Origin of the sequence: Pseudomonas sp. G2-4 (genome assembly GCF_030064125.1) — a bacterium.
Lineage (GTDB): Bacteria > Pseudomonadota > Gammaproteobacteria > Pseudomonadales > Pseudomonadaceae > Aquipseudomonas.
The window spans coordinates 2,158,873-2,179,907 of record NZ_CP125957.1 but is presented as its reverse complement, the minus strand read 5'-3'; the positions used below and the strand labels follow the sequence as shown (position 1 = coordinate 2,179,907).

Below are 21,035 nucleotides of genomic sequence, written 5' to 3'. Positions count from 1 at the left end.
CTATAGAGCCGCAACACCCGTGCCTAACGCCCAATCTGCCAAGGCTCGTTAGATAATGCCCAAACCCGCTGACCACCTCCCGCCCCTGCCGCGCATCCAGGCGCTCGACCCGAAACGGTCCGAGCAAAGCTGGGACAGCGCACCGCAGTTGCTGGCCGCCCTGAATGGGGCGCGACTGGGGGCCTGGTCGTGGGACATCGATACCGGACAGATCAGTTGGTCCCGGGGCACCCAGGCGCTGTTCGGCTTCGATCCGCGCCAACCGTTGCCGGCGGACGTGGATTACCTGGACCTGTTACTCCCCGAAGATCGGGCCAAAGCCATGCGTGCCTTTCACGCCGCCGTGGCCGGTGTGCCGCTGGAACAGGCGATGCACCACCGCATCGTCTGGCCTGACGGCAGCCTGCACTGGCTCGAAATCAACGGCAGCGTGCTGCCCGACAAGCATGGTCGGCCCCGAATGATCGGGGTGATCCGCGAGATCACCCATCAGCGCGAGCGGGAACAGGCGCTGCGCAGTTCTGAAAAGCGTTTCGCCACGCTGTTTCACCTCAGCCCGAACATGGTGCTGCTGACCCGCCAGGAAGACGGGATGATCAGCGAGGCCAACCAGTATTTCGAGAGCCTGTTTGGCTGGCCGCTGCACGATGTGATTGGCCGGACCACGTTGGAACTGGGCTTGTGGGTCGATCCCGCACAGCGGGCAAAACTGCTTGAAGCGATCAAGAAACAGGGCGAGTTGGTGAGCATGGAGGTGGAGCTGCGGGCCAGCAATGGGCAAATCCATAGCGGTCTTCTCAGCGCGCAAAAAGTCGAACTGGAAGGCCAGCCTTATCTGCTGAGCACCTTCCTCGACACCACCGCACGCAAACTCGCCGAACAGGCCCTCAAGGACAGCCAGGAACGCTTGGACCTGGCCCTCGACTCGGCTCAACTGGGCACTTGGGATTGGCACATTCCCAGCGGCATGCTCTATGGTTCGGCGCGGGCCGCGCAGCTCCATGGCCTGGAGCCCAAGCCTTTCCATGAGTCGTTCGATGCGTTTTTCGACGGAGTACCCACTGAAGAACGCAACAACATGCGCAATGCCTACCGCAGTCTGCGGGAAGGCCCGGCGGGCAACTATCAGCTGACCTACCGTGTACAACTGCCGGACGGCAGCTCCCGCTACCTGGAAAGCCGCGCCCGCCTCTATCGCAATGACGACGGCAGCCCCTTGCGCATGGCCGGTACCTTGCTGGACATCACCGATCAGGTGGAGCGCGAACAAAGCCTGGCGGCATCGGAAGAAAAATTCGCCACGCTGTTCCAGGTCAGCCCCGACCCGATCTGCGTCACTCACCAGGACAGCGGCCGATTCCTCGAGATCAACTCCAGTTTCACCCAGACCTTCGGCTGGGCGGCGAGCGATGTGATCGGCCTCAGCGCCGACGAAATCGGGCTGTGGGATGCCTCGGGCAGCAGCTTGCAACGCATCGAGCGAGTGATCCGCGAGCAATCCCTGAACAACGTCGCCATCGTCGTCCATCATAAAAACGGCCAGCCACTGACCTGCGTGATCTCCAGCCGGCAAATCAACGTCAGCAACCAGCCCTGCATTGTCACCACCTTGCGGGATATCACCCAACAACAGCGCTCCGAAGCGGCCCTCAAGGCCAGCGAGGAAAAATTCGCCAAGGCGTTTCACTCCAGCCCGGACGCGATCACCATCACCGAACGCGAAAGTGGCCGTTACCTTGAAGTCAACGACGGCTTCTGTCGCCTGACCGGCTACCGCGCCGACGAGGTGATCGGGCACACGGTCTACGAGGTGGGAATCTGGGCTGAAGAAAAACAGCGCGCGACATTGCTGGCCGAGCTGCAGCTCAAGGGCCGTGTGCATCACTTGGAGATGCTCGGACGCAACAAACGTGGGGAAATGCTCACGGTGGAGGTCTCGGTGGAGCCCATCACACTCAACGAAACAGCCTGCTTGCTACTGACGGCCCGGGACGTGAGTCTGCTGCGCAACGCCGAAGCCCAGATACGCCACCTGGCTTATCACGACTCGCTGACCAACCTGCCCAACCGGGCCTTGCTGATGGACCGGCTGAGCCAGCAAATCGCCCTGCTCAAGCGCCACAACCTGCGTGGCGCGCTGCTGTTTCTCGACCTGGACCACTTCAAACACATCAACGATTCCCTCGGTCATCCGGTGGGCGACACGGTGCTGAAAATCATCACCGCACGCCTTGAAGCCAGCGTGCGCCTGGAAGACACCGTGGCGCGGCTGGGCGGCGACGAATTCGTCGTGTTGCTCAGTGGCTTGGAGGGCAGCCGGGCAGCCGTCAGCGAGCAAGTGCAGAGCCTGGCCAATACCCTGCGCGATTTGCTCTCGGAACCGATGTTCCTCGATGGCCAGCGCCTGCAAGTCACGCCGAGCATTGGCATGGCGCTGATTCCCGACCACGGTTCCACTCCGACCGACCTGCTCAAGCGCGCCGACATCGCGCTGTACCGCGCCAAGGATTCGGGCCGCAACACCTCGCAGATGTTCCACGCCACCATGCAGAAAGCTGCCAGCGAACGACTGCGCATGGAAACCGACCTGCGCCAGGCTCTGGCACGCGGTGAGTTCAGTCTGCATTTCCAGCCGCAGGTCGACGCTCGGGACAACCGCATCGTCGGCGCCGAGGCCCTCGTACGCTGGCATCACCCGGACCTGGGCGCCCAGTCACCCGCCGAATTCATCAAAGTGCTGGAGGACAGTGGCCTGATCCTGGAAGTCGGGACCTGGATCCTCGATGAAGCCTGCGACGGTTTCAAGCAACTGATCGCCAGGGGCAAGGTCGATCCACAGCAATTCAGCCTGTGCGTGAACATCAGCCCGCGGCAGTTCCGCCAGAGCGACTTCGTCGAACGCATTGAAACCTGCCTCGCTACCCACGGCCTGCCCTGCTCCATGCTGAAGCTGGAAATCACCGAAGGCATCGTGATCCAGAACCTGGACGACACCATCGCCAAGATGCGCCGGCTCAAGAAACTGGGAGTGAGCTTCGCCATGGATGACTTCGGCACCGGTTATTCGTCGCTGACCTACCTCAAGCGCCTGCCGGTGGACACCTTGAAAATCGACCAGTCATTCGTACGCGACGCCACCAGCGACCCCAACGACGCCGAAATCATCCGTGCCATCGTCGCCATGGCCCGCAGCCTCAACCTGAAGATGATTGCCGAGGGCGTGGAGACCCTGGAGCAACTGCAATTCCTGCAAGGGCTTGATTGCCATTTGTACCAGGGGTATTTGCATAGCCGGCCGTTGCCGTTGGAGGCGTTTGAGCGGTTGTTGCCGTAGCCTATGCAGCCAGGCAGGAGGCTTTTGTGGCGAGGGAGCTTGCTCCCGCTGGACTGCGCAGCAGTCCCAATCAATTGCCGATATGCGATTGACTGCTTTTGGGGCTGCTGCGCAACCCAGCGGGAGCAAGCTCCCTCGCCACAGTAATTCTCGGTGCTGCACAATGAAAAAGGGCGCCATTTGGCGCCCTTCTTCAGTTGCGATGCATCAGTTTTGCAACGCGGGTTGCTGCTGCGCCCCATTGATCGGGATGCGCTTGGCTTTCGCCTCTTCCGGGATCACTCGCAACAGGTCGATGCTCAACAGACCGTTGCTCAGACCGGCGGACTTGATCTCGATATGATCCGCCAACCGGAAGGACAGTTTGAACGCACGCTGGGCAATGCCCTGATGCAGGAAGGTCACACTGTCGTTGCTGGCTTCACGCTTACCGCCACTGATGGTCAGCACACCTTTTTCCACCTGCAGGTCCAGGTCTTCTTCCTGGAACCCGGCGGCGGCGACCACGATTCGGTATTCGTCATCACCATGTTTTTCCACGTTGTAGGGTGGATAGCTGCTGCCCGGTTCGTTGCGCAGGGCAGTTTCGAACAGGTCGTTGAAACGGTCGAAACCCACCGAGGAACGGAACAGAGGGGCCAGTGAAAATGCAGTACTCATGATTCAAATCTCCTGAAAAATTCAGCAAGTTTTTTTGTCTCCGCGACCCGAATTCGGCATCGCGTAACCCCTATCTAGGGTCCGCCAAATACTTTTCAAGAGCTTTTTTTGAAATTTTTTCAGGCCGCTTCGGTGCGCTGTACACCCAGCAAACGGCCCACCGCATCCAGCTCGGTTTCCCGCCGAAGGGCGGTAAACAGCGCCACCGCCTCGGGGTAATTGCGGGTCAGCATCGCCAGCCATTGCTTCAAGCGACCGGGCGCCTGACGGGGTGTCAGTTGCTCGACCACCTGCACCCAGAAGTCCTGGAGCATTGGTTGCAGCTCGGCCCAGGACATCTCGACCACTTCTTCACCGGCCCGCGCCGCTGCGATCTGCCGGGCCAGGTCAGGGCGGGAAACGAGGCCGCGACCAAGCATGATGTCTTCGACGCCACTGATCTCGCGGCAACGACGCCAGTCTTCCACGCTCCAGATATCGCCGTTGGCGAACACCGGCACTTTGACCACTTCCTGGACCCTGGGGATCCATTCCCAGTGAGCCGGCGGTTTGTAGCCATCGGTCTTGGTCCGCGCATGCACCACAATGTGCGCCGCACCACCCTCAGCCAGCGCCGTGGCGCAGACCAGTGCGCCGTCCGGGCTGTCAAAGCCCAGGCGCATCTTGGCGGTGACGGGGATGTGCCTGGGCACCGCGCGACGCACGTGTTCGACGATTTGGTTGAGCAGCTCCGGTTCCTTGAGCAACACCGCTCCGCCCCGGGATTTGTTCACGGTCTTGGCCGGGCAACCGAAGTTCAGATCGATCACCTCCGAGCCCAACTCGCAAGCCAACGCTGCGTTTTCCGCCAGGCACACCGGATCGGACCCCAGCAACTGCACCCGCAACGGCACCCCGGCAGCGGTCCGGGCACCGGTCAGCAGCTCAGGGGCGAGCTTATGGAAATAGGCAGGCGTGAGCAGGCGGTCATTGATGCGGATGAACTCGGTGACGCACCAGTCGATGCCGCCAACACGAGTCAGGACGTCCCGCAGGATGTTGTCGACCAACCCCTCCATGGGCGCCAGGGCAATTTGCATGGAAAAACACACTCAACGAAAAAACGTGCGGCAGTTTACCGGATTTTGCCCACATATCCGGCATTCACCACAAATCCTTGTGGGAGCGAGCTTGCTCGCGATGGCGCTGGGTCTGCTTGCGGAGATGTTGGATGTGCCGCCGCTATCGCGAGCAGGCTCGCTCCCACAGGGGGTTGGGGGCGCTCATAGCATCGGCGTCCACCGCAATCTATTGTGGGAGCGAGCCTGCTCGCGATGGCGCTGGGTCTGCTTGCGGAGATGTTGAATGTACCGCCGTCTTCGCGAGCAGGCTCGCTCCCACAGGGGGTTGGGGGCGCTCATAGCATCGGCGTCCCGCAATCTATTGTGGGAGCGAGCCTGCTCGCGATAGCGGTGGGTCAGTCTATGAAGATGCCAGATGGATTCAGCGCCACGCCATAGCCTTCAATGAATTCCGGCGGCATGCGCTTGGGCTTGCCGGTGGACAGCTCGATGCAGACGAATGTGGTCTGGGCGCGCAGCAGAGTGGTGTTGTCACGGGGGCGGATCAGCTGGAAATGCCGGGTCATCTTCAACCGCTGGTCCCAGTCGACGATCCAGGTCGCCAGTTGCAGCTCGTCGCCTTCGTAGGCCGCCGCCAGGTAATCGATTTCATGTCGCACCACCGCCATGGCCCGGTCCAGCCGCCGATACTCCACTAAATCCAGCCCCAGTCGCTGGGAATGGCGCCAGGCACAGCGCTCGAGCCAGGTGACGTACACCGCGTTGTTGGCATGGCCCAGCCCGTCGATGTCTTCGGCATTGACTTGAAGATCAATGATGAATGGCGTTGCCCGATCCCAGCCCATGCCCCTCTCCCGGTCGAATGTGGATCGGGGCAGTGTAACGGATGATCAAGCCGATTGCCGCGCTTGCAGGCTGCGCCCGGCCAGCAGTGATAACACGCCATCAATGACACGGGGATCGGCCAGCACCCGCTGGTGCCCGCCCTCAGGCAAACGCAGCAAGCGGCTGTCGAACCAGGCTTCGTGGATCAGTTGCGACTCCTTGACCGAAACCGATGTGTCGTCCTCGGCATGAACGATCAACCCCGGTACGTCCAGTTGATAATGCGTGACATCCATTTTCGAGGCGGGCATGCCCACATCACTTTCTACCTGGCGAATGAAGGCCGAACGCGCCTTGGGCGGCAGGCCCATCATCCGGGAGAAACCGCGCAGGACACCAAGAATCCTGGCGGGCGCAGCGATACTGACCAGCGTCTCGGTACGCAACCCCAACTGGACGGCCAACAGGGCACTGGCACCGCCCATGGAATGCCCGATCACAGCCTGCAACGGCGGCAGCTCGGCTGCGGCTTCCAGCATGGCCCTGGCGAACAACAAGACATTTGCCTCGTGGCCAGGAGAGCGACCATGGGCCGGACCGTCCAGCGCCACCACTGTGTAGCCGGCGTCCACCAGCGCAGTGATCAACGCCGCGAACTGGGTGGGTCGCCCTTCCCAGCCGTGCATCAGCAAGACGGTCGGGCCCTTGCCCCACCGCAAGGCGGACAGACCGAAACGCAAGGTGATGCGCTCAGAACTGGCCAGCAGCGGCAACTCCCAGTCCCGCGGCGGCAGGTTTCGGGGACGCATGAACACCCCTCGCATCTTCTTCGCCACCAGACGCGGAGCCAGTCGGCCAAGCGTGCCATTGACGCCACGAATCCAGCTCAACCTGTTCATCGCTCATCTCCCAGGCTCGCGCCTTAGCTCATCGCACCGCCGACTTGGCGGCGCGCAGCAAACGATCCGATAACTCGCCCGGGCCCAAGGCCCGTGCCAAAGCCAGGCCACCCACCATCAGGGCGATGTCGGCCAAGACTTTGTCGGCGTCTTCCGGGCTGGCCGCCAACTGCGCGGTCATCAGCTCGACATGCTCATTGAGAACCTCACGGAACGCATCCGGCAGCCGTCCGAGCTCACCGATCGACGCGGGGATCGGGCAAGCATTTTCGGTGGAATCGCGGTGCTTGCGCGACAGATAGAACGCCGCGACCAAAGCGCGCCGCTCTTCACCGGTCAGTTCGGCGTCCATGTCGGCGATCAGGCCGCGACGCCGGCTGAGCAAATGTTTGAATGCCTCCAGCATCAAGGCATCCTTGCTTTCGAAATGGGCATAGAAGCCGCCCACCGTCAGCCCGGCTGCGCCCATCACCTCGCCCACGCTCGGCTCCGCCGGGCCACGCTGGATCAGCGCATCGCTGGCGGCCTTGAGAATGCGTTCACGGGTTAGTGCCTTTTTATCGCTCATCGTCGCCTCCGAATATTACGATTGAAATATTATCTGCATAATAATTTTATGCAAGCGGAAATCCCGACCGCTGATCAGAAGCATTTTTTCGAGAAATAGGAGAATGGCCGAACGCCAGACAAACAAAAGGGCCATTCAAGAATTGAATGACCCTTATAAAATCCCGCAGAGCGGGTAATCGTGGCGTCCCCTAGGGGACTCGAACCCCTGTTACCGCCGTGAAAGGGCGGTGTCCTAGGCCACTAGACGAAGGGGACACAAACCTTCTGTACATGATCAGCGCTGAGAACTGATCGACTCAAGGCCGGTGTGGCCAGACCTTGAACCTGTAAATTGGTGGAGCTAGACGGGATCGAACCGTCGACCTCTTGCATGCCATGCAAGCGCTCTCCCAGCTGAGCTATAGCCCCGGATTTTTCGCCTCGCGGCGGAGCGACATCTTGCAACATCGCTTCTGTAAAACTGGCGTCCCCTAGGGGACTCGAACCCCTGTTACCGCCGTGAAAGGGCGGTGTCCTAGGCCACTAGACGAAGGGGACGCAAACCCTTCTATACAACTGATCAACGCTGAGTGTTGATCGCTTCAAGCCCCGTGTGGCCAGGCCTTGAAGTGTAAATTGGTGGAGCTAGACGGGATCGAACCGTCGACCTCTTGCATGCCATGCAAGCGCTCTCCCAGCTGAGCTATAGCCCCTCATCGCTGAGGACGGGGCGAATCTTAAGGGCGTATCGGAGGGCTGTCAAATTTATTTTCAACAAATTTGAAAGTTTTTTGCCGGGATAACAATCACTTACCGACAAACCCCGGAAAACCGGGGTATGCCCTGCTCCATCGACCGCTTAGGCAATCGCGCCCAACAGTTTTTCCCACTCTTTGTTTTCCTTCTTCGACACGCCACCGAGCAAGTCGATGGCCTGACGCAGGCGGAAACGGGTCAGGTCCGGCCCGAGAATTTCCATGGCATCGAGCACCGACACTGAGCTGGCCTGGCCGGTAATGGCGGCGAACATCAGCGGCATGGCGTCACGCAGTTTCAACTCCAGATGTTCGACAACCGCCTGGATGGTGGCGGTGATGCTGTCTTTTTCCCATTGGCGCAGGCTTTCAAGCTTCCACAGGATCAACTGCATCAACTGGCGGACCTGGTCGCCCGACAGCTTCTTGGATTCGAACAGCTTCACATCCGGCGTCACGCCACCGGCAAAGAAGAAACCGGCCAGCGGGGCGATCTGGCTGAAGGTCTCCACCCGGCCCTGTACATGGGGGGCGATTTTCATCATGTACTCGGGGTTCAATGCCCACTTCTGCACCCGTGCGGCGAACTCTTCCACCGGCAGGTCCCGCAGCCACTGGCCGTTGAGCCACGACAGTTTCTCAACGTCGAAGATCGGCCCACCCAGGGAGACGCGCGACAGATCGAAGTGCTCGACCATTTCCTGCAGCGAGAACTTCTCGCGCTCGTCCGGCATCGACCAGCCCATGCGACCCAGGTAATTGAGCATCGCTTCGGGCATGAAGCCCATGCGCTCGTAGAACGTCACCGAGGTCGGGTTCTTGCGCTTGGACAGCTTGCTCTTGTCCGGGTTACGCAGCAGCGGCATGTAGCACAGCTGCGGTTGTTCCCAGCCGAAGTATTCGTAGAGCAGGATCAGTTTCGGCGCCGACGGCAGCCATTCTTCACCGCGCAATACGTGGGTGATGCCCATCAGGTGATCGTCGACCACGTTGGCCAGGAAGTACGTCGGCAGGCCGTCGGTCTTCATCAGCACTTGCATGTCCATGCGATCCCACGGGATCTCGACATCGCCACGCAGCATGTCCGGCACCACGCAGACGCCTTCGGTCGGCACCTTCATGCGGATCACATGGGGCTCGCCAGCCGCCAGGCGACGGGCCACTTCTTCCTTGGACAGCAGCAACGCACGGCCGTCGTAGCGCGGGGTTTCGCCACGGGCCATCTGCTCGGCGCGCATCTGGTCCAGCTCTTCGGCGGTGCAGAAGCAGGGGAACGCATGCCCCATGTCCACCAGTTGCTGGCAATACTGCTTGTAGATATCGCCGCGCTCGCTCTGGCGGTATGGCCCATGGGGGCCGCCGACATCCGGGCCTTCGCTCCAGTCGATACCCAGCCAGCGCAGGGCGTCGAAAATCTGCTGTTCGGACTCACGCGTCGAGCGCAACTGGTCGGTGTCCTCGATCCGCAGGATGAACTCACCGCCGTGCTGCTTGGCAAAGCAATAATTGAACAAAGCGATGTAAGCGGTGCCGACATGGGGATCGCCAGTAGGCGAAGGCGCGATGCGGGTGCGGACGGTGGTCATGGCATGTCTCGGAATGAATATAAAAGCGAAGATCAAACAGGGGGCGAATGGTAACAGGCGATGGTGGGCGGGCTCCAGTGAGAGCGGGATTTGAGTGGCCAGTCGTCAGACCGAGTCGCGCCCATCGCGAGCAAGCTCGCTCCCACAAGGGATCATTGGGCGACTCGATCAACCTGTGGGAGCGAGCTTGCTCGCGATGGCGCCCTTAAAGCCGCCGAAAAACCTCAGACAGTCAGCAACCGCTCCCGCAACTTGCCAATCTCATCGCGCATTTGCGCCGCCGCTTCAAACTCCAGGTCCCGGGCCAGTTGGTACATTTTCTCTTCCAACTGGCGGATACGCTTGGTGATTTCGCTCGGTGAGCGCAGTTCGGCTTCATAGCGAGCACTCTCTTCGGCAGCCTTGGCCATGCCCTTGCGCTTTTTACTGCGCGAGCCGGGCACGGTGGCGCCTTCCATGATATCGGCGACGTCCTTGAACACCCCTTTGGGCGTGATGCCGTTGGCCAGGTTGAAGGCAATCTGCTTGTCGCGACGGCGTTCGGTCTCGCCGATGGCCCGCTCCATGGAGCCGGTCATGCGATCGGCGTAGAGAATCGCCCGGCCATTGAGGTTACGCGCCGCACGGCCGATGGTCTGGATCAACGAGCGCTCGGAGCGCAGGAAACCTTCCTTGTCGGCGTCGAGAATTGCCACCAGCGACACTTCCGGCATGTCCAGGCCTTCGCGCAGCAGGTTGATGCCCACCAGCACATCGAAGGTGCCCAGGCGCAGGTCGCGGATGATCTCGACCCGCTCCACCGTATCGATGTCCGAGTGCAGGTAACGCACCCGCACGCCATGGTCGGCCAGGTAATCGGTGAGGTCCTCGGACATGCGTTTGGTCAGCGTGGTGACCAGCACCCTTTCTTCCAACGCCACGCGCTTTGAAATTTCCGAAAGCAGGTCGTCCACCTGGGTCAGCGCCGGGCGCACTTCGATCTGCGGATCCACCAGCCCGGTCGGTCGCACCAATTGCTCGATCACCCGGCCAGCATGCTCGGCCTCATAGTTGCCGGGGGTGGCCGAGACAAATATCGTCTGCGGGCTCACACTTTCCCATTCGTCGAAACGCATCGGCCGGTTGTCCAGGGCCGAGGGCAGGCGGAAACCATACTCCACCAGGGTTTCCTTGCGCGAACGGTCGCCTTTATACATGGCGCCGACCTGGGGCACGCTGACATGGGACTCGTCGATCACCAGCAAGGCATCGGCCGGCAGGTAGTCATACAAGGTGGGCGGTGGCGCCCCCGACGGGCGGCCCGACAGGTAGCGCGAGTAGTTTTCGATGCCGTTGCAGTAGCCCAGCTCCATGATCATTTCCAGGTCGAAGCGGGTCCGCTGCTCCAGACGCTGGGCTTCCACCAGCTTGTTGTTCGAACGCAGGTATTCCAGGCGCTCCTGAAGCTCGACCTTGATCCCTTCAACCGCATCCAGCAGGGTTTCCCGTGGCGTCACGTAGTGGCTTTTGGGGTAGAAGGTGAAGCGTGGCAGCTTGCGGATGACTTCGCCGGTCAGCGGGTCGAACGCGGAAAGGCTCTCGACCTCGTCATCGAACAGCTCGATACGGATCGCTTCCAGGTCGGATTCCGCCGGGTAGATGTCGATCACATCGCCACGCACCCGGAACGTCGCCCGGGCGAAATCCATGTCGTTGCGTGTGTACTGCAAATCCGCCAGACGCCTGAGCAAGGCGCGCTGGTCGAGCTTGTCGCCGCGATCCACGTGCAGCACCATCTTCAGGTAGGTTTCCGGGCTGCCCAGGCCGTAGATGCACGACACGGTGGTGACGATGATTGCGTCCTTGCGTTCGAGCAAGGCCTTGGTCGCCGATAACCGCATCTGTTCGATGTGATCGTTGATCGAGGCGTCCTTCTCGATGAAGGTGTCCGACGACGGCACGTAGGCCTCGGGCTGGTAGTAGTCGTAATAAGAGACGAAATACTCCACCGCGTTATTCGGAAAAAACGCCTTGAACTCGCCGTACAACTGCGCTGCCAGGGTCTTGTTCGGCGCCAGCACCAGGGTCGGGCGCTGGATCTGGGCGATCACATTGGCAATGCTGAAGGTCTTGCCCGAGCCGGTCACACCAAGCAGCGTCTGGTGCGCCAACCCGGCCTCGATGCCTTCGACCATCAAGCGGATGGCTTCCGGCTGGTCGCCGGCGGGCTCGAATCGGGTGACTAGCTGGAATTCAGACATAACATAACCTCTGGGTTCACCCCTGTCGGCCAGCCGACAGGAACGAGAAAGACCGAAACGACTGATGCCGTCCGAGGAAAAAGCTGGGATGCACACAATGTGGAGGTGAATGCCTTCGCTTTCAAGACGAACGTCCTACACGCCTTGAAGACTTTGACGCGGCGAAGGGACTAACGGTCGAAAAAAATCGAAAATACTTACCGTAAAAGCCGATTCGGCTGTCGCCCTGCCCCGTGATGGCCTCTATACTAGCTCCCCGTTTGTGCACCGCTCTAGTGCATCCGGCTGGAGCGCGACACGTCCCCCTCACTCCATTCAGAGCCGCGCAATAATGAGCCTGTTTTCCGCTGTCGAATTGGCACCACGCGACCCCATCCTGGGCCTCAACGAAGCATTCAACGCCGACACCCGTACCAATAAGGTCAACCTGGGCGTGGGTGTTTACTGCAACGAGGAGGGGCGCATTCCACTCCTGCGCGCCGTTGTCGAAGCCGAGACGACTCGCGTGGCTCAGCACGTTTCCCGTGGCTACCTGCCAATCGACGGTATTGCCGCCTACGACCAAGCGGTCCAGACCTTGTTGTTTGGCAAGGACAGTCCACTGATCGCTTCCGGTCGCGTCATCACCACCCAGGCGGTGGGCGGCACCGGTGCACTGAAGATCGGCGCAGACTTCCTCAAGCAACTACTGCCCGATGCTGTCGTGGCCATCAGCGACCCGAGCTGGGAAAACCACCGCGCACTGTTCGAAACCGCCGGCTTCCCGGTACAGAACTATCGCTACTACGACGCCGCCACCCATGACGTGAACCGCAGCGGCCTGCTGGAAGACCTCAACGCCCTGCCCGACCGTTCGATCGTTGTGCTGCACGCCTGCTGCCACAACCCGACCGGCGTGGACCTGAGCCCGCAAGACTGGAAAAACGTGCTGGCCGTGGTCAAGGCCAAGAACCACGTACCCTTCCTGGACATGGCCTACCAGGGCTTTGGCGAAGGCATCGACGAAGACGCCGCAGCGGTGCGCCTGTTCGCCGAGTCGGGCCTGACCTTCTTCGCGTCCAGCTCGTTCTCCAAGTCGTTCTCCCTGTACGGCGAGCGCGTCGGTGCGCTGTCGATCGTCAGCGAGTCGAAAGAAGAAAGTGCCCGCGTACTGTCCCAGGTCAAGCGCGTGATCCGCACCAACTACTCCAACCCGCCGACCCATGGCGCCAGCATCGTCGCCGCCGTGCTCAACAGCCCTGAGCTGCGGGCCCAGTGGGAAGCAGAATTGGCCGAAATGCGCCTGCGCATTCGTGGCATGCGCAACCAGATGGTAGATATGCTGGCCAAGGCTGCGCCGCAACACGACTTCAGTTTCGTCGCACGCCAGAGCGGGATGTTCTCTTACTCCGGCCTGACCGTTGAACAAGTGACGCGCCTGCGCAACGAGTTCGGCATCTATGCCCTGGACACCGGCCGCATCTGCGTGGCCGCACTGAACCAGAACAACATCGATGCGGTGACCAAGGCGATTGTTCAGGTGATCTGAAGGTCGCTGGGATGAAAAAAACGGGAAGCCATTGAGCTTCCCGTTTTTTTTGAGCGTGCACACCGCCCCGTGGCGAGGGAGCTTGCTCCCGCTGGGGCGCGAAGCGACCCTAAACCAAGCAGCGCGGTGTGCCAGGCCGAATGCGCTGACTGTTTGGGGCTGCTACGCAGCCCAGCGGGAGCAAGCTCCCTCGCCACGGAAATGTGATCGATGCCTACAACTCCGTCGCCCGCTGGCTCGCCGCATCGTCGTACACGACATACAACGACTCAGCGACTTGGCTCTTGATGGCCTTGGCGCTTTCCAGCCCCAGAACGAAGCCTTCGGCCTTGCCCCCGGCACGGTTCAATTCTTCGGCCGTGCTCGCCTGGGCGATCGCGTCGTAAAGCTTCTCGGCGTGCGGTCCCACGCCCTTGGGCAAGCTGATCTGCGCGGTGCTCATAACGACACCTCGGTGCGGTTGGCTGGGTGAAGCGGTAACAGAGGGTTCATGGCACGTACCTTGGTCGGCGAATGGCCGGCAGCGCGTCCTGCCACTTCCGGACGACCATGGTAGCCCTGTCCTGCCGTGGCGGTAACTGCCAATCGCCGATTGACCGTCAAATGACATCAGGGATCTACCGATCGCCAATAGAAGCTTGACTTCTCTTTTCCAATCAGTAACATACGCGCCATTCCGCGATAGCTCAGTTGGTAGAGCAAGTGACTGTTAATCACTGGGTCCCTGGTTCGAGTCCAGGTCGTGGAGCCAGACAGCAACACATCAAGCCCCTGAATTGAAAGATTCAGGGGCTTTTTTGTGGGCAAAAAATAGCAGTGCTGGTTGAAAAAGCCTGTCGAGGTCGCTGCCGGAACAATAATCCGGCGCCAAAAAGGCATTATGGTCTGAATCCTGCTTTCTTTTTCCTACAACCCAAGCTGTCACGTGAGTGTCATGGCCTCGCCGCAAACTGGTTCGGTCCGTCAACAACAGCTTCATAACAACAAGGACGAAGCTATGCCCACGCAAAATCCTCACCGCATTGTCGGCCTGTGCACCTCCAGCAAGGTGTACAACGTATTGACGGAGCTCAGGCACCTGGAAGGCCATCGCAGCGCCAAGTTCCTTTCGCTGCTGGCGGAAAACCTGGTTCGCAAGGGCCTGCTCAACGAGCAGGAAGTGGTGCACATGCTCGACCTGGTCGTCGATTGAGCGGCATCGATTCCTACTATTGAGGCTGTTGATTTTTCGTCCTCACCGCTGAGTCGTAAGGTAACCCCATCGATAGATGGAGGTTCCCATGCCCAAAGTTCAAATCATGTCTGTCATTGGCAGCGCCGTTCCCGCTTCACTCAGAGCACGAGGCCTGCTGGCCTGCTGGTACCTAGTGCAAGACGGCGTGACCATCAGCGGCCCGTTGACTTCCCTGCCCGACGCCCAGGCCCTGTCGCAACGTATCGGCCCTTACCTGCTGAGCGCCTAAGGCAGCTGCACCCGAGGCTTGGCTTCGACGAACAGCGCCCAACTCGACATGAACAGCGCGGCGATCAACGGCCCGATGACGAACCCGTTCAGGCCAAACACCGCGAGGCCGCCGAGCGTCGAGACCAACACCATGTAGTCGGGCATTTTCGTGTCTTTGCCTACCAGGATCGGACGCAGGAAGTTGTCCACCAGGCCGATCACGAACACCCCGAACAGCGTCAGCACCACCCCCTGCCAGATAGCCCCGGAAAGCAGGAAATACACGGCCACCGGCGCCCAGACGATCCCAGCCCCCACAGCTGGCAACAGCGACAGGAACGCCATCAGCACCGCCCATGGCAACACCGTCGGAATCCCCAGGATCCAGAAAATCAACCCGCCCAGCGCGCCCTGGCTGATGGCGACAAGCAGGTTGCCTTTCACGGTGGCCCGCACCACCCGATTGAATTTCAACTGCAGGCGACGTTTTTGATGTTCGGCCAAAGGAATGGCCATGCGCACTTTGCGCACCAGCTCCGCGCCGTCGCGCAGAAAGAAGAACAGCAGGTAGAGCATCACGAAGAAGCTGATCAGGAACTGGAAGGTCCCCTGGCCAAAGCTGAAGGCCTGGGTGGCGAAAAATTCGCTGCCCTGCATCGCGCTCTTGACGATCTTGTCCCGCAATCCGTTCAGGTCGCCCAGGCCGAAGCGATCCAGCAGGTGCTGGAAATAAGGTGGCAAGGCATCCTTGAAACGGGCCAGGTAATCGGCGATGTCCAGCTCCCCACTCTCCAGGCTCTTGTACAACGCCGCGCCTTCCTGGACCAGCAAGGCACTGATCATGATCACCGGTAAAATCGCGCTCACCACGCAGATGCTCAAGGTGAACAGCGAGGTGACGTTGCGATGCCAGCCGAACTTCAATTGCAGGCGGCGCTGCATGGGCGCAAAGACAATCCCCAGGATCACCGCCCAGAACACCGCGCCGTAGAAGGGCAACAGGATCCAGATGAAGGCGATGGTCACCAGGATCAGCAGCAGCATCTGGGATTTGTTTTGCAGCATCTTTCGATTCATCAGCTTTCCATGTCCAAAGGCGGGATAAACATTAGTCAGCCAGGACTCGCCAGAGTGCCTTCGCGTTTGCCCCCGGCGTTGATCCAAATCAATACCGCCAGGCCAACCGTGGCGTACCCTCGCCGCTTTTTGCGACCCTACGCCACCATGATTCTCGCCGCCCCCGAACTGCTCGCTCCCGCCGGCACCCTGAAGAACATGCGCTACGCCTTCGCCTACGGTGCCGATGCGGTCTACGCCGGCCAGCCGCGCTACAGCCTGCGGGTGCGCAACAATGAATTCGACCACGCCAACCTGGCCCTGGGTATTGGCGAGGCACAGGCCATGGGCAAGCGGTTCTATGTGGTGGTGAACATTGCTCCCCACAACGCCAAGTTGCGCACCTTCCTCAAAGATCTGGAGCCGGTGATTGCCATGGCGCCGGACGCCCTGATCATGTCCGACCCGGGCTTGATCATGCTGGTACGCCGCCACTTCCCGCAGATGCCGATTCACCTGTCGGTGCAAGCCAACACCGTGAATTGGGCGAGCGTCGAGTTCTGGCAACAACAGGGCCTGAGCCGGATCATCCTGTCCCGGGAATTATCCCTGGAGGAAATCGCCGAGATTCGCGAACAGGTGCCGGCCATGGAGCTGGAAGTGTTCGTCCATGGCGCACTGTGCATGGCCTACTCCGGGCGCTGCCTGCTGTCGGGCTACCTGAACAAGCGCGACGCCAACCAAGGCAGTTGCACCAACGCCTGCCGCTGGAAATACTCAGCGCAGCCGGCTGTGGAGAACGCAGCGGGCGATATCGTGCAAACCTGTCAGCCTGAGCCGACCCTGGGCCTCGGGGCGCCCACTGATGAGGTGTTCCTGCTTCAGGAAGCGAACCGCCCTGGGGAATTGATGCCGGCCTTCGAGGACGAGCATGGCACCTACATCATGAATGCCAAGGACCTGCGCGCCGTGCAGCACGTCGAGCGACTGGCGCGCATGGGCGTACATTCCTTGAAGATCGAAGGCCGGACCAAGTCGCACTTCTATTGCGCCCGCACCACCCAGGTGTATCGCCGGGCCATCGATGACGCGGTGGCTGGCCGCGAGTTTGACCGAAGCCTGATGACCGACCTGGAATCCCTGGCCCAGCGCGGCTATACCGAAGGTTTTCTACGGCGCCATGTGCACGATGAGTATCAGAACTACCAGAACGGCAGCTCGGTCTCGGAGCGCCAGCAGTTCGTCGGCGAACTGACCGGCGAACGGCGCGAACGCCTGGCCGAAGTGCGGGTCAAGAACCGCTTCGGCCTGGGGGATCACCTGGAACTGATGACGCCCAAGGGCAACTTTCACTTCGATCTGCATCAGTTGCAGAACATCAAGGGCCAGGGCATCGACGTGGCACCGGGGGATGGGCATGTGGTGTACGTGCCGATTCCGGATGCGGTGGATTTGCGGTTTGGATTGTTGATGCGGGATGTGGGCGAGAAGTAAGACCGGCAGCTTCATGTTCAACACAGGTGGTGGCTGGTCGACCGCTATCGCGAGCAAGCTCGCTCCCACAGAGATTTGTGGTGAATAGAGGATTTGCGAACTAACAGGTTTTCAGCCCTCGGCAGGAACTGCCGAAGGCTGCGATCCTTCTTTCCCGATAAGACCCGGTTGCCCAGGTGAAAACATCTGGATCGAGAGCGAAAGATCGCAGCCTTCGGCAGCTCCTGAACGTCAGATCCGGAACTGCCCTACCAGTTTGCCCAGGCGTTGGCCCAAGTCGGCCAGGCTACGGGAGGTCTGGGCGCCGAGCTGGGTTTCGTCGGCGACGCTGTCCACCGCCACGGCGATCTGATGCACGCTGCGGTTGATTTCTTCGGCTACAGCGGTCTGCTCTTCAGCGGCGCTGGCGATCTGGGCGTTCATCGAGTTGATGGTGCCGATCAACTGCGCCATGGTGTCCAGGGACGCGCCGGCCTCGTTGGCCCGCACCGAAGTGCCCTCACCGGCCTCACTGGAGCGGCGCATTGCTTCTACCGCCGCATGCGTACCCGATTGCAGGCGGTCGATCATGCCTTGGATTTCCTGGGTGCTTTGCTGGGTCCGGCTGGCCAGGGCCCGCACTTCATCGGCCACCACCGCGAACCCTCGCCCCGCTTCCCCAGCACGCGCAGCCTCGATGGCGGCATTGAGGGCCAGCAGGTTGGTCTGCTCGGCGATCGAACGAATCACCCCGAGCACACTGACAATTGAAGCCACGTCCTGCTGCAAGCTGTCCAGGGACACGCCGCTGCTGCGAATATCGTTCACCAACGCATGAATCTGCTGGATGCTGCCGGCCACCACGCGCTTGGCGGACTGGCCTTCTTCGTCGGTCTGCTGGGCCGCGACGGCAGCGCCCTGGGCGCTGCGGGCCACTTCCTGGGCGGCCGAAGACATCTCGTTGATCGCGGTGGCGACCTGGTCGGTTTCGTGACGCTGGCGCTCCATGGCTTGTTCGGAGCGCTGGGCTTGCTCGGAAACCTGCGTCACCAGCCCGGTCAGTTGTGAAGTCATCTCGGTGATCTGCCGGACCAGGCCGTGGATCTTGTCGACGAAACGATTGAAGGAGCCGGCCAGTTGGCCGAGTTCGTCCTGGCTGGTGATGGCCAGGCGACGCGTCAGGTCGCCCTCGCCCGCGGCGATGTCATCGAGGTTGTTCTTCATCAGGTGCAGCGGCCGCAGAATGGTATTGGCCAGCACGATCCCCACCACCGCAATCACCAGCAACACCACCGCGGCGATCCCGACAATGCTCAGCACCACACCTTGCAGGCGCTCATTGACTTTGGTCTCCACCAACGCCACTTGAGCTTCGATACCGTCCAGGTTGACCGAGCTGCCGACCGCCATGTCCCACTTGGCCAGGTATTCGGTGTAGCCGAGCTTAGGCACCAGGTCTTTGCTGTTGGGCAGTGGCGAGCTGTATTCGAGATAGTGGGTTCCGTCCTTGGCGACTTTCACCAGGTCACGGTTGACGTAGACACCGTTGGGATCACGGTTGTCCTTGAAGCTTTTGCCCACGCCGTCGGGGCTGTTGGCCTTGAACAGGCGCACGGTTTCAGAGTCGTAGCCGAAGAAGTAGCCATCCTTGCCGTAGCTGACGTTCGATAGCAGCTTGATCGCCTGGGCGCGTGCTTCGGTATCGCCCGCAGCGGCCGCGTCGTACAGCGGCTTGATGGCGGTAAGCCCCACCGCCACGTAGTTCTGCAACGTGGCCTTGGCGTCGGCTAGCAGACGCTCGCGGGTCTGCTGCACCTCTTTACTGGCCTGCTCTTTCAAAATGAACGCCGTGGTCAGGCTGATGATCACCGCGGACAGTAATACGGGCAGTATTGCCAGGGACAGGACTTTAGCCTTCAGGCTCAGGCGCATGCTATTCACTCTTGTCTGTTTTATGGCGTGGTTAACTGTATTAACGGCACAGCGCGGTAAAACTGTAGGACAAGGTGAAAAGGCTTTCGCGAACGGTCTGGAGCAGAGTCGCTGAATGGAAGGCCCATCGCGAGCAAGCTCGCTCCCACATGGGACTGATGGTGTTCACAGGTTTTGTGTTCACAGCAGATCAATGTGGGAGCGAGCTTGCTCGCGATGCAGACGACTCGGTCTTGAGTTACAACACCATCGCCGCCACCCAACCGAACGCCAGCAACGGCAGGTTGTAGTGGATGAAGGTCGGGACCACGGTGTCCCAGATGTGGTGGTGCTGGCCGTCGATGTTCAGGCCGGAGGTCGGGCCCAGGGTCGAGTCCGACGCAGGTGAACCGGCATCGCCCAGGGCGCCGGCGGTGCCGACGATGCAGACGATTGCCAGCGGGCTGAAACCCAGTTGCAGGCACAGCGGCACAAAGATCGTCGCCAGGATCGGTACCGTGGAAAACGACGAGCCGATACCCATCGTCACCAGCAGGCCCACCAGCAGCATCAGCAGCGCGCCGACGCCCTTGTTGTGGCCGATCCAAGCCGCCGAGGTCTCCACCAGGCTCTGGACTTCACCAGTGGCCTTCATCACCTCGGCAAAGCCTGAGGCGGCGATCATGATGAAGCCGATCATCGCCATCATCTTCATGCCTTCGGTGAATAGGTCATCGGTCTCGCGCCAGCGCACCACACCCGATACCGAGAAAATCAGGAACCCGGCCAGGGCGCCAATGATCATTGAGTCCAGCAGTAGCTGAATGACAAACGCTGCCGCGATCGCCAGCCCTGCCACCAGCAGGCTCAAAGGGTTGTAGCGCGTGGCCACCTGCTCGACCCTGGCAATTTTTTTCAGGTCGTAGACGCGCTTTTTGCGATACGTGAAAAACGCCATGACCAGGCCAAACACCATGCCCAGCGCCGGGATGCCCATGGCGTGGGTGATGTTGATGCCACTGACGTCCACGCCACTGCGGGCGACGTTGGCCAGCAGGATCTCGTTGAGGAAAATGTTGCCGAAGCCCACCGGCAGGAACATGTAGGGCGTGATCAAGCCGAAGGTCATGACGCAGGCGATCAACCGGCGGTCCAACTGCAGCTTGGTCAGCACGTAGAGAAGCGGCGGCACCAACAGCGGGATAAAGGCGATATGGATCGGCAAAATATTCTGGGAGGCGACCGCGACCGTTCCCAGCAAGCCGATCAGGACCCATTTGACCGCCGAACCACCGGCGGCGTCCTGGCGATCCACCATGGCCAGGGCTTTGTCGGCCAGCGCGTGAGCCATGCCGGACTTGGCGATCGCCACTGCGAAAGCACCGAGCAAGGCGTAGGACAACGCCACCGTAGCGCCCCCGCCAAGGCCGGCATTGAACGCCTTGAGCGTCGCCTCGATGCCCAGGCCGCCGACCAGACCACCCACCAACGCCCCCACAATCAGCGCGATCACCACATGCACGCGGGACAGGCTGAGCACCAGCATGACGCCAACCGCGGCAATTACTGCATTTATCATCGTTACCTCAAAGCTCAGCGATGGAGAGCCACCGGACAAAAAGGTCGCGACTTTGCAGGAAGCGGCGGCAAGCTGCAAGCGTCATGCGGCGGGTTTTCAAGTCTCGCAATATTTGCAGCCACCACAGAGGTTGGT

Annotated in this window: 16 protein-coding genes and 5 tRNA genes; 6 read left to right on the top strand and 15 right to left on the bottom strand. The window is 60.8% G+C overall.

All coding sequences use genetic code 11. The features are described from left to right. Positions 1 to 55: 55 nt before the first annotated feature. Positions 56 to 3,334, top strand: coding sequence for an EAL domain-containing protein (locus QNH97_RS09800; protein ID WP_283556630.1), 3,279 nt, complete (start codon positions 56 to 58; stop codon positions 3,332 to 3,334). Positions 3,335 to 3,541: 207 nt separating this feature from the next. On the opposite strand, the gene QNH97_RS09795 is transcribed toward QNH97_RS09800, so the two are convergent. From QNH97_RS09795 to uvrB, 11 genes are all read right to left on the bottom strand, one after another. Beyond that, the gene (locus tag QNH97_RS09795; protein ID WP_283556629.1) at positions 3,542 to 3,994 is read right to left on the bottom strand and encodes an Hsp20 family protein; all 453 of its coding nucleotides are present in this window, start codon (positions 3,992 to 3,994) and stop codon (positions 3,542 to 3,544) included. 119 nt (positions 3,995 to 4,113) lie between these two features. Further along, a complete protein-coding gene (locus tag QNH97_RS09790; protein ID WP_283556628.1) occupies positions 4,114 to 5,073 on the bottom strand; it encodes a tRNA dihydrouridine synthase in 960 nt (319 codons plus the stop codon). A 377-nt stretch (positions 5,074 to 5,450) separates the two neighbouring features. Then, positions 5,451 to 5,900 carry an acyl-CoA thioesterase gene (locus QNH97_RS09785; protein WP_283556627.1) on the bottom strand — a complete coding sequence of 150 codons (450 nt, stop codon included), beginning with the start codon at positions 5,898 to 5,900 and terminating at the stop codon, positions 5,451 to 5,453. A 45-nt stretch (positions 5,901 to 5,945) separates the two neighbouring features. After that, positions 5,946 to 6,779, bottom strand: coding sequence for an alpha/beta fold hydrolase (locus QNH97_RS09780; RefSeq protein WP_283556626.1), 834 nt, complete (start codon positions 6,777 to 6,779; stop codon positions 5,946 to 5,948). A gap of 28 nt (positions 6,780 to 6,807) precedes the next feature. Continuing rightward, the gene (locus QNH97_RS09775; protein WP_283556625.1) at positions 6,808 to 7,347 is read right to left on the bottom strand and encodes a TetR/AcrR family transcriptional regulator; all 540 of its coding nucleotides are present in this window, start codon (positions 7,345 to 7,347) and stop codon (positions 6,808 to 6,810) included. A 181-nt stretch (positions 7,348 to 7,528) separates the two neighbouring features. Further along, positions 7,529 to 7,604 (bottom strand) — tRNA-Glu (locus QNH97_RS09770). A 77-nt stretch (positions 7,605 to 7,681) separates the two neighbouring features. Continuing rightward, positions 7,682 to 7,757 (bottom strand) — tRNA-Ala (locus tag QNH97_RS09765). 53 nt (positions 7,758 to 7,810) lie between these two features. Then, a tRNA-Glu gene (locus tag QNH97_RS09760) sits at positions 7,811 to 7,886 on the bottom strand. Between the two features lie 79 nt (positions 7,887 to 7,965). Then, positions 7,966 to 8,041: transfer RNA gene (locus QNH97_RS09755), tRNA-Ala, on the bottom strand. A 146-nt stretch (positions 8,042 to 8,187) separates the two neighbouring features. Continuing rightward, a complete protein-coding gene (gene gltX, locus QNH97_RS09750) occupies positions 8,188 to 9,669 on the bottom strand; it encodes a glutamate--tRNA ligase (protein WP_123341916.1) in 1,482 nt (493 codons plus the stop codon). Between the two features lie 224 nt (positions 9,670 to 9,893). Beyond that, the gene (gene uvrB, locus QNH97_RS09745) at positions 9,894 to 11,909 is read right to left on the bottom strand and encodes an excinuclease ABC subunit UvrB (protein WP_283556624.1); all 2,016 of its coding nucleotides are present in this window, start codon (positions 11,907 to 11,909) and stop codon (positions 9,894 to 9,896) included. Between the two features lie 331 nt (positions 11,910 to 12,240). Between uvrB and QNH97_RS09740 the strand changes: the two genes are divergently transcribed. Next, on the top strand, positions 12,241 to 13,437 hold the full coding sequence (locus tag QNH97_RS09740) for an amino acid aminotransferase (RefSeq protein ID WP_025212805.1): 1,197 nt from the start codon (positions 12,241 to 12,243) through the stop codon (positions 13,435 to 13,437). A gap of 214 nt (positions 13,438 to 13,651) precedes the next feature. Here the strand turns inward: QNH97_RS09740 and QNH97_RS09735 are convergent, their stop codons facing one another. Continuing rightward, positions 13,652 to 13,879 carry a hypothetical protein gene (locus QNH97_RS09735; protein WP_283556623.1) on the bottom strand — a complete coding sequence of 76 codons (228 nt, stop codon included), beginning with the start codon at positions 13,877 to 13,879 and terminating at the stop codon, positions 13,652 to 13,654. A 233-nt stretch (positions 13,880 to 14,112) separates the two neighbouring features. On the opposite strand from QNH97_RS09735, the gene QNH97_RS09730 reads away from it, so the two are divergent. The 3 genes from QNH97_RS09730 (at position 14,113) to QNH97_RS09720 (ending at position 14,900) form a co-directional block, all read left to right on the top strand. After that, positions 14,113 to 14,188: transfer RNA gene (locus tag QNH97_RS09730), tRNA-Asn, on the top strand. 246 nt (positions 14,189 to 14,434) lie between these two features. Beyond that, positions 14,435 to 14,629, top strand: coding sequence for a hypothetical protein (locus QNH97_RS09725; protein WP_025212803.1), 195 nt, complete (start codon positions 14,435 to 14,437; stop codon positions 14,627 to 14,629). Positions 14,630 to 14,717: 88 nt separating this feature from the next. Then, positions 14,718 to 14,900, top strand: coding sequence for a hypothetical protein (locus QNH97_RS09720; protein ID WP_025212802.1), 183 nt, complete (start codon positions 14,718 to 14,720; stop codon positions 14,898 to 14,900). Here the strand turns inward: QNH97_RS09720 and QNH97_RS09715 are convergent. Beyond that, on the bottom strand, positions 14,897 to 15,958 hold the full coding sequence (locus QNH97_RS09715) for an AI-2E family transporter (protein ID WP_283556622.1): 1,062 nt from the start codon (positions 15,956 to 15,958) through the stop codon (positions 14,897 to 14,899). The two genes, QNH97_RS09720 and QNH97_RS09715, sit on opposite strands and share 4 nt — an antisense overlap. Before the next feature lie 147 nt (positions 15,959 to 16,105). Between QNH97_RS09715 and trhP the strand changes: the two genes are divergently transcribed. Continuing rightward, positions 16,106 to 17,431: a prephenate-dependent tRNA uridine(34) hydroxylase TrhP gene (gene trhP / locus QNH97_RS09710; RefSeq protein WP_283557453.1), complete on the top strand. Its 1,326-nt coding sequence runs from the start codon at positions 16,106 to 16,108 to the stop codon at positions 17,429 to 17,431. 231 nt (positions 17,432 to 17,662) lie between these two features. On the opposite strand, the gene ctpM is transcribed toward trhP, so the two are convergent. Together ctpM and QNH97_RS09700 are read right to left on the bottom strand one after the other, a co-directional pair. After that, complete coding sequence (gene ctpM / locus QNH97_RS09705) at positions 17,663 to 19,342, bottom strand: methyl-accepting chemotaxis protein CtpM (protein WP_283556621.1); 1,680 nt, start codon at positions 19,340 to 19,342, stop codon at positions 17,663 to 17,665. 238 nt (positions 19,343 to 19,580) lie between these two features. Further along, a complete protein-coding gene (locus QNH97_RS09700) occupies positions 19,581 to 20,897 on the bottom strand; it encodes a Na+/H+ antiporter family protein (RefSeq protein WP_283557452.1) in 1,317 nt (438 codons plus the stop codon). Positions 20,898 to 21,035: the final 138 nt, after the last annotated feature.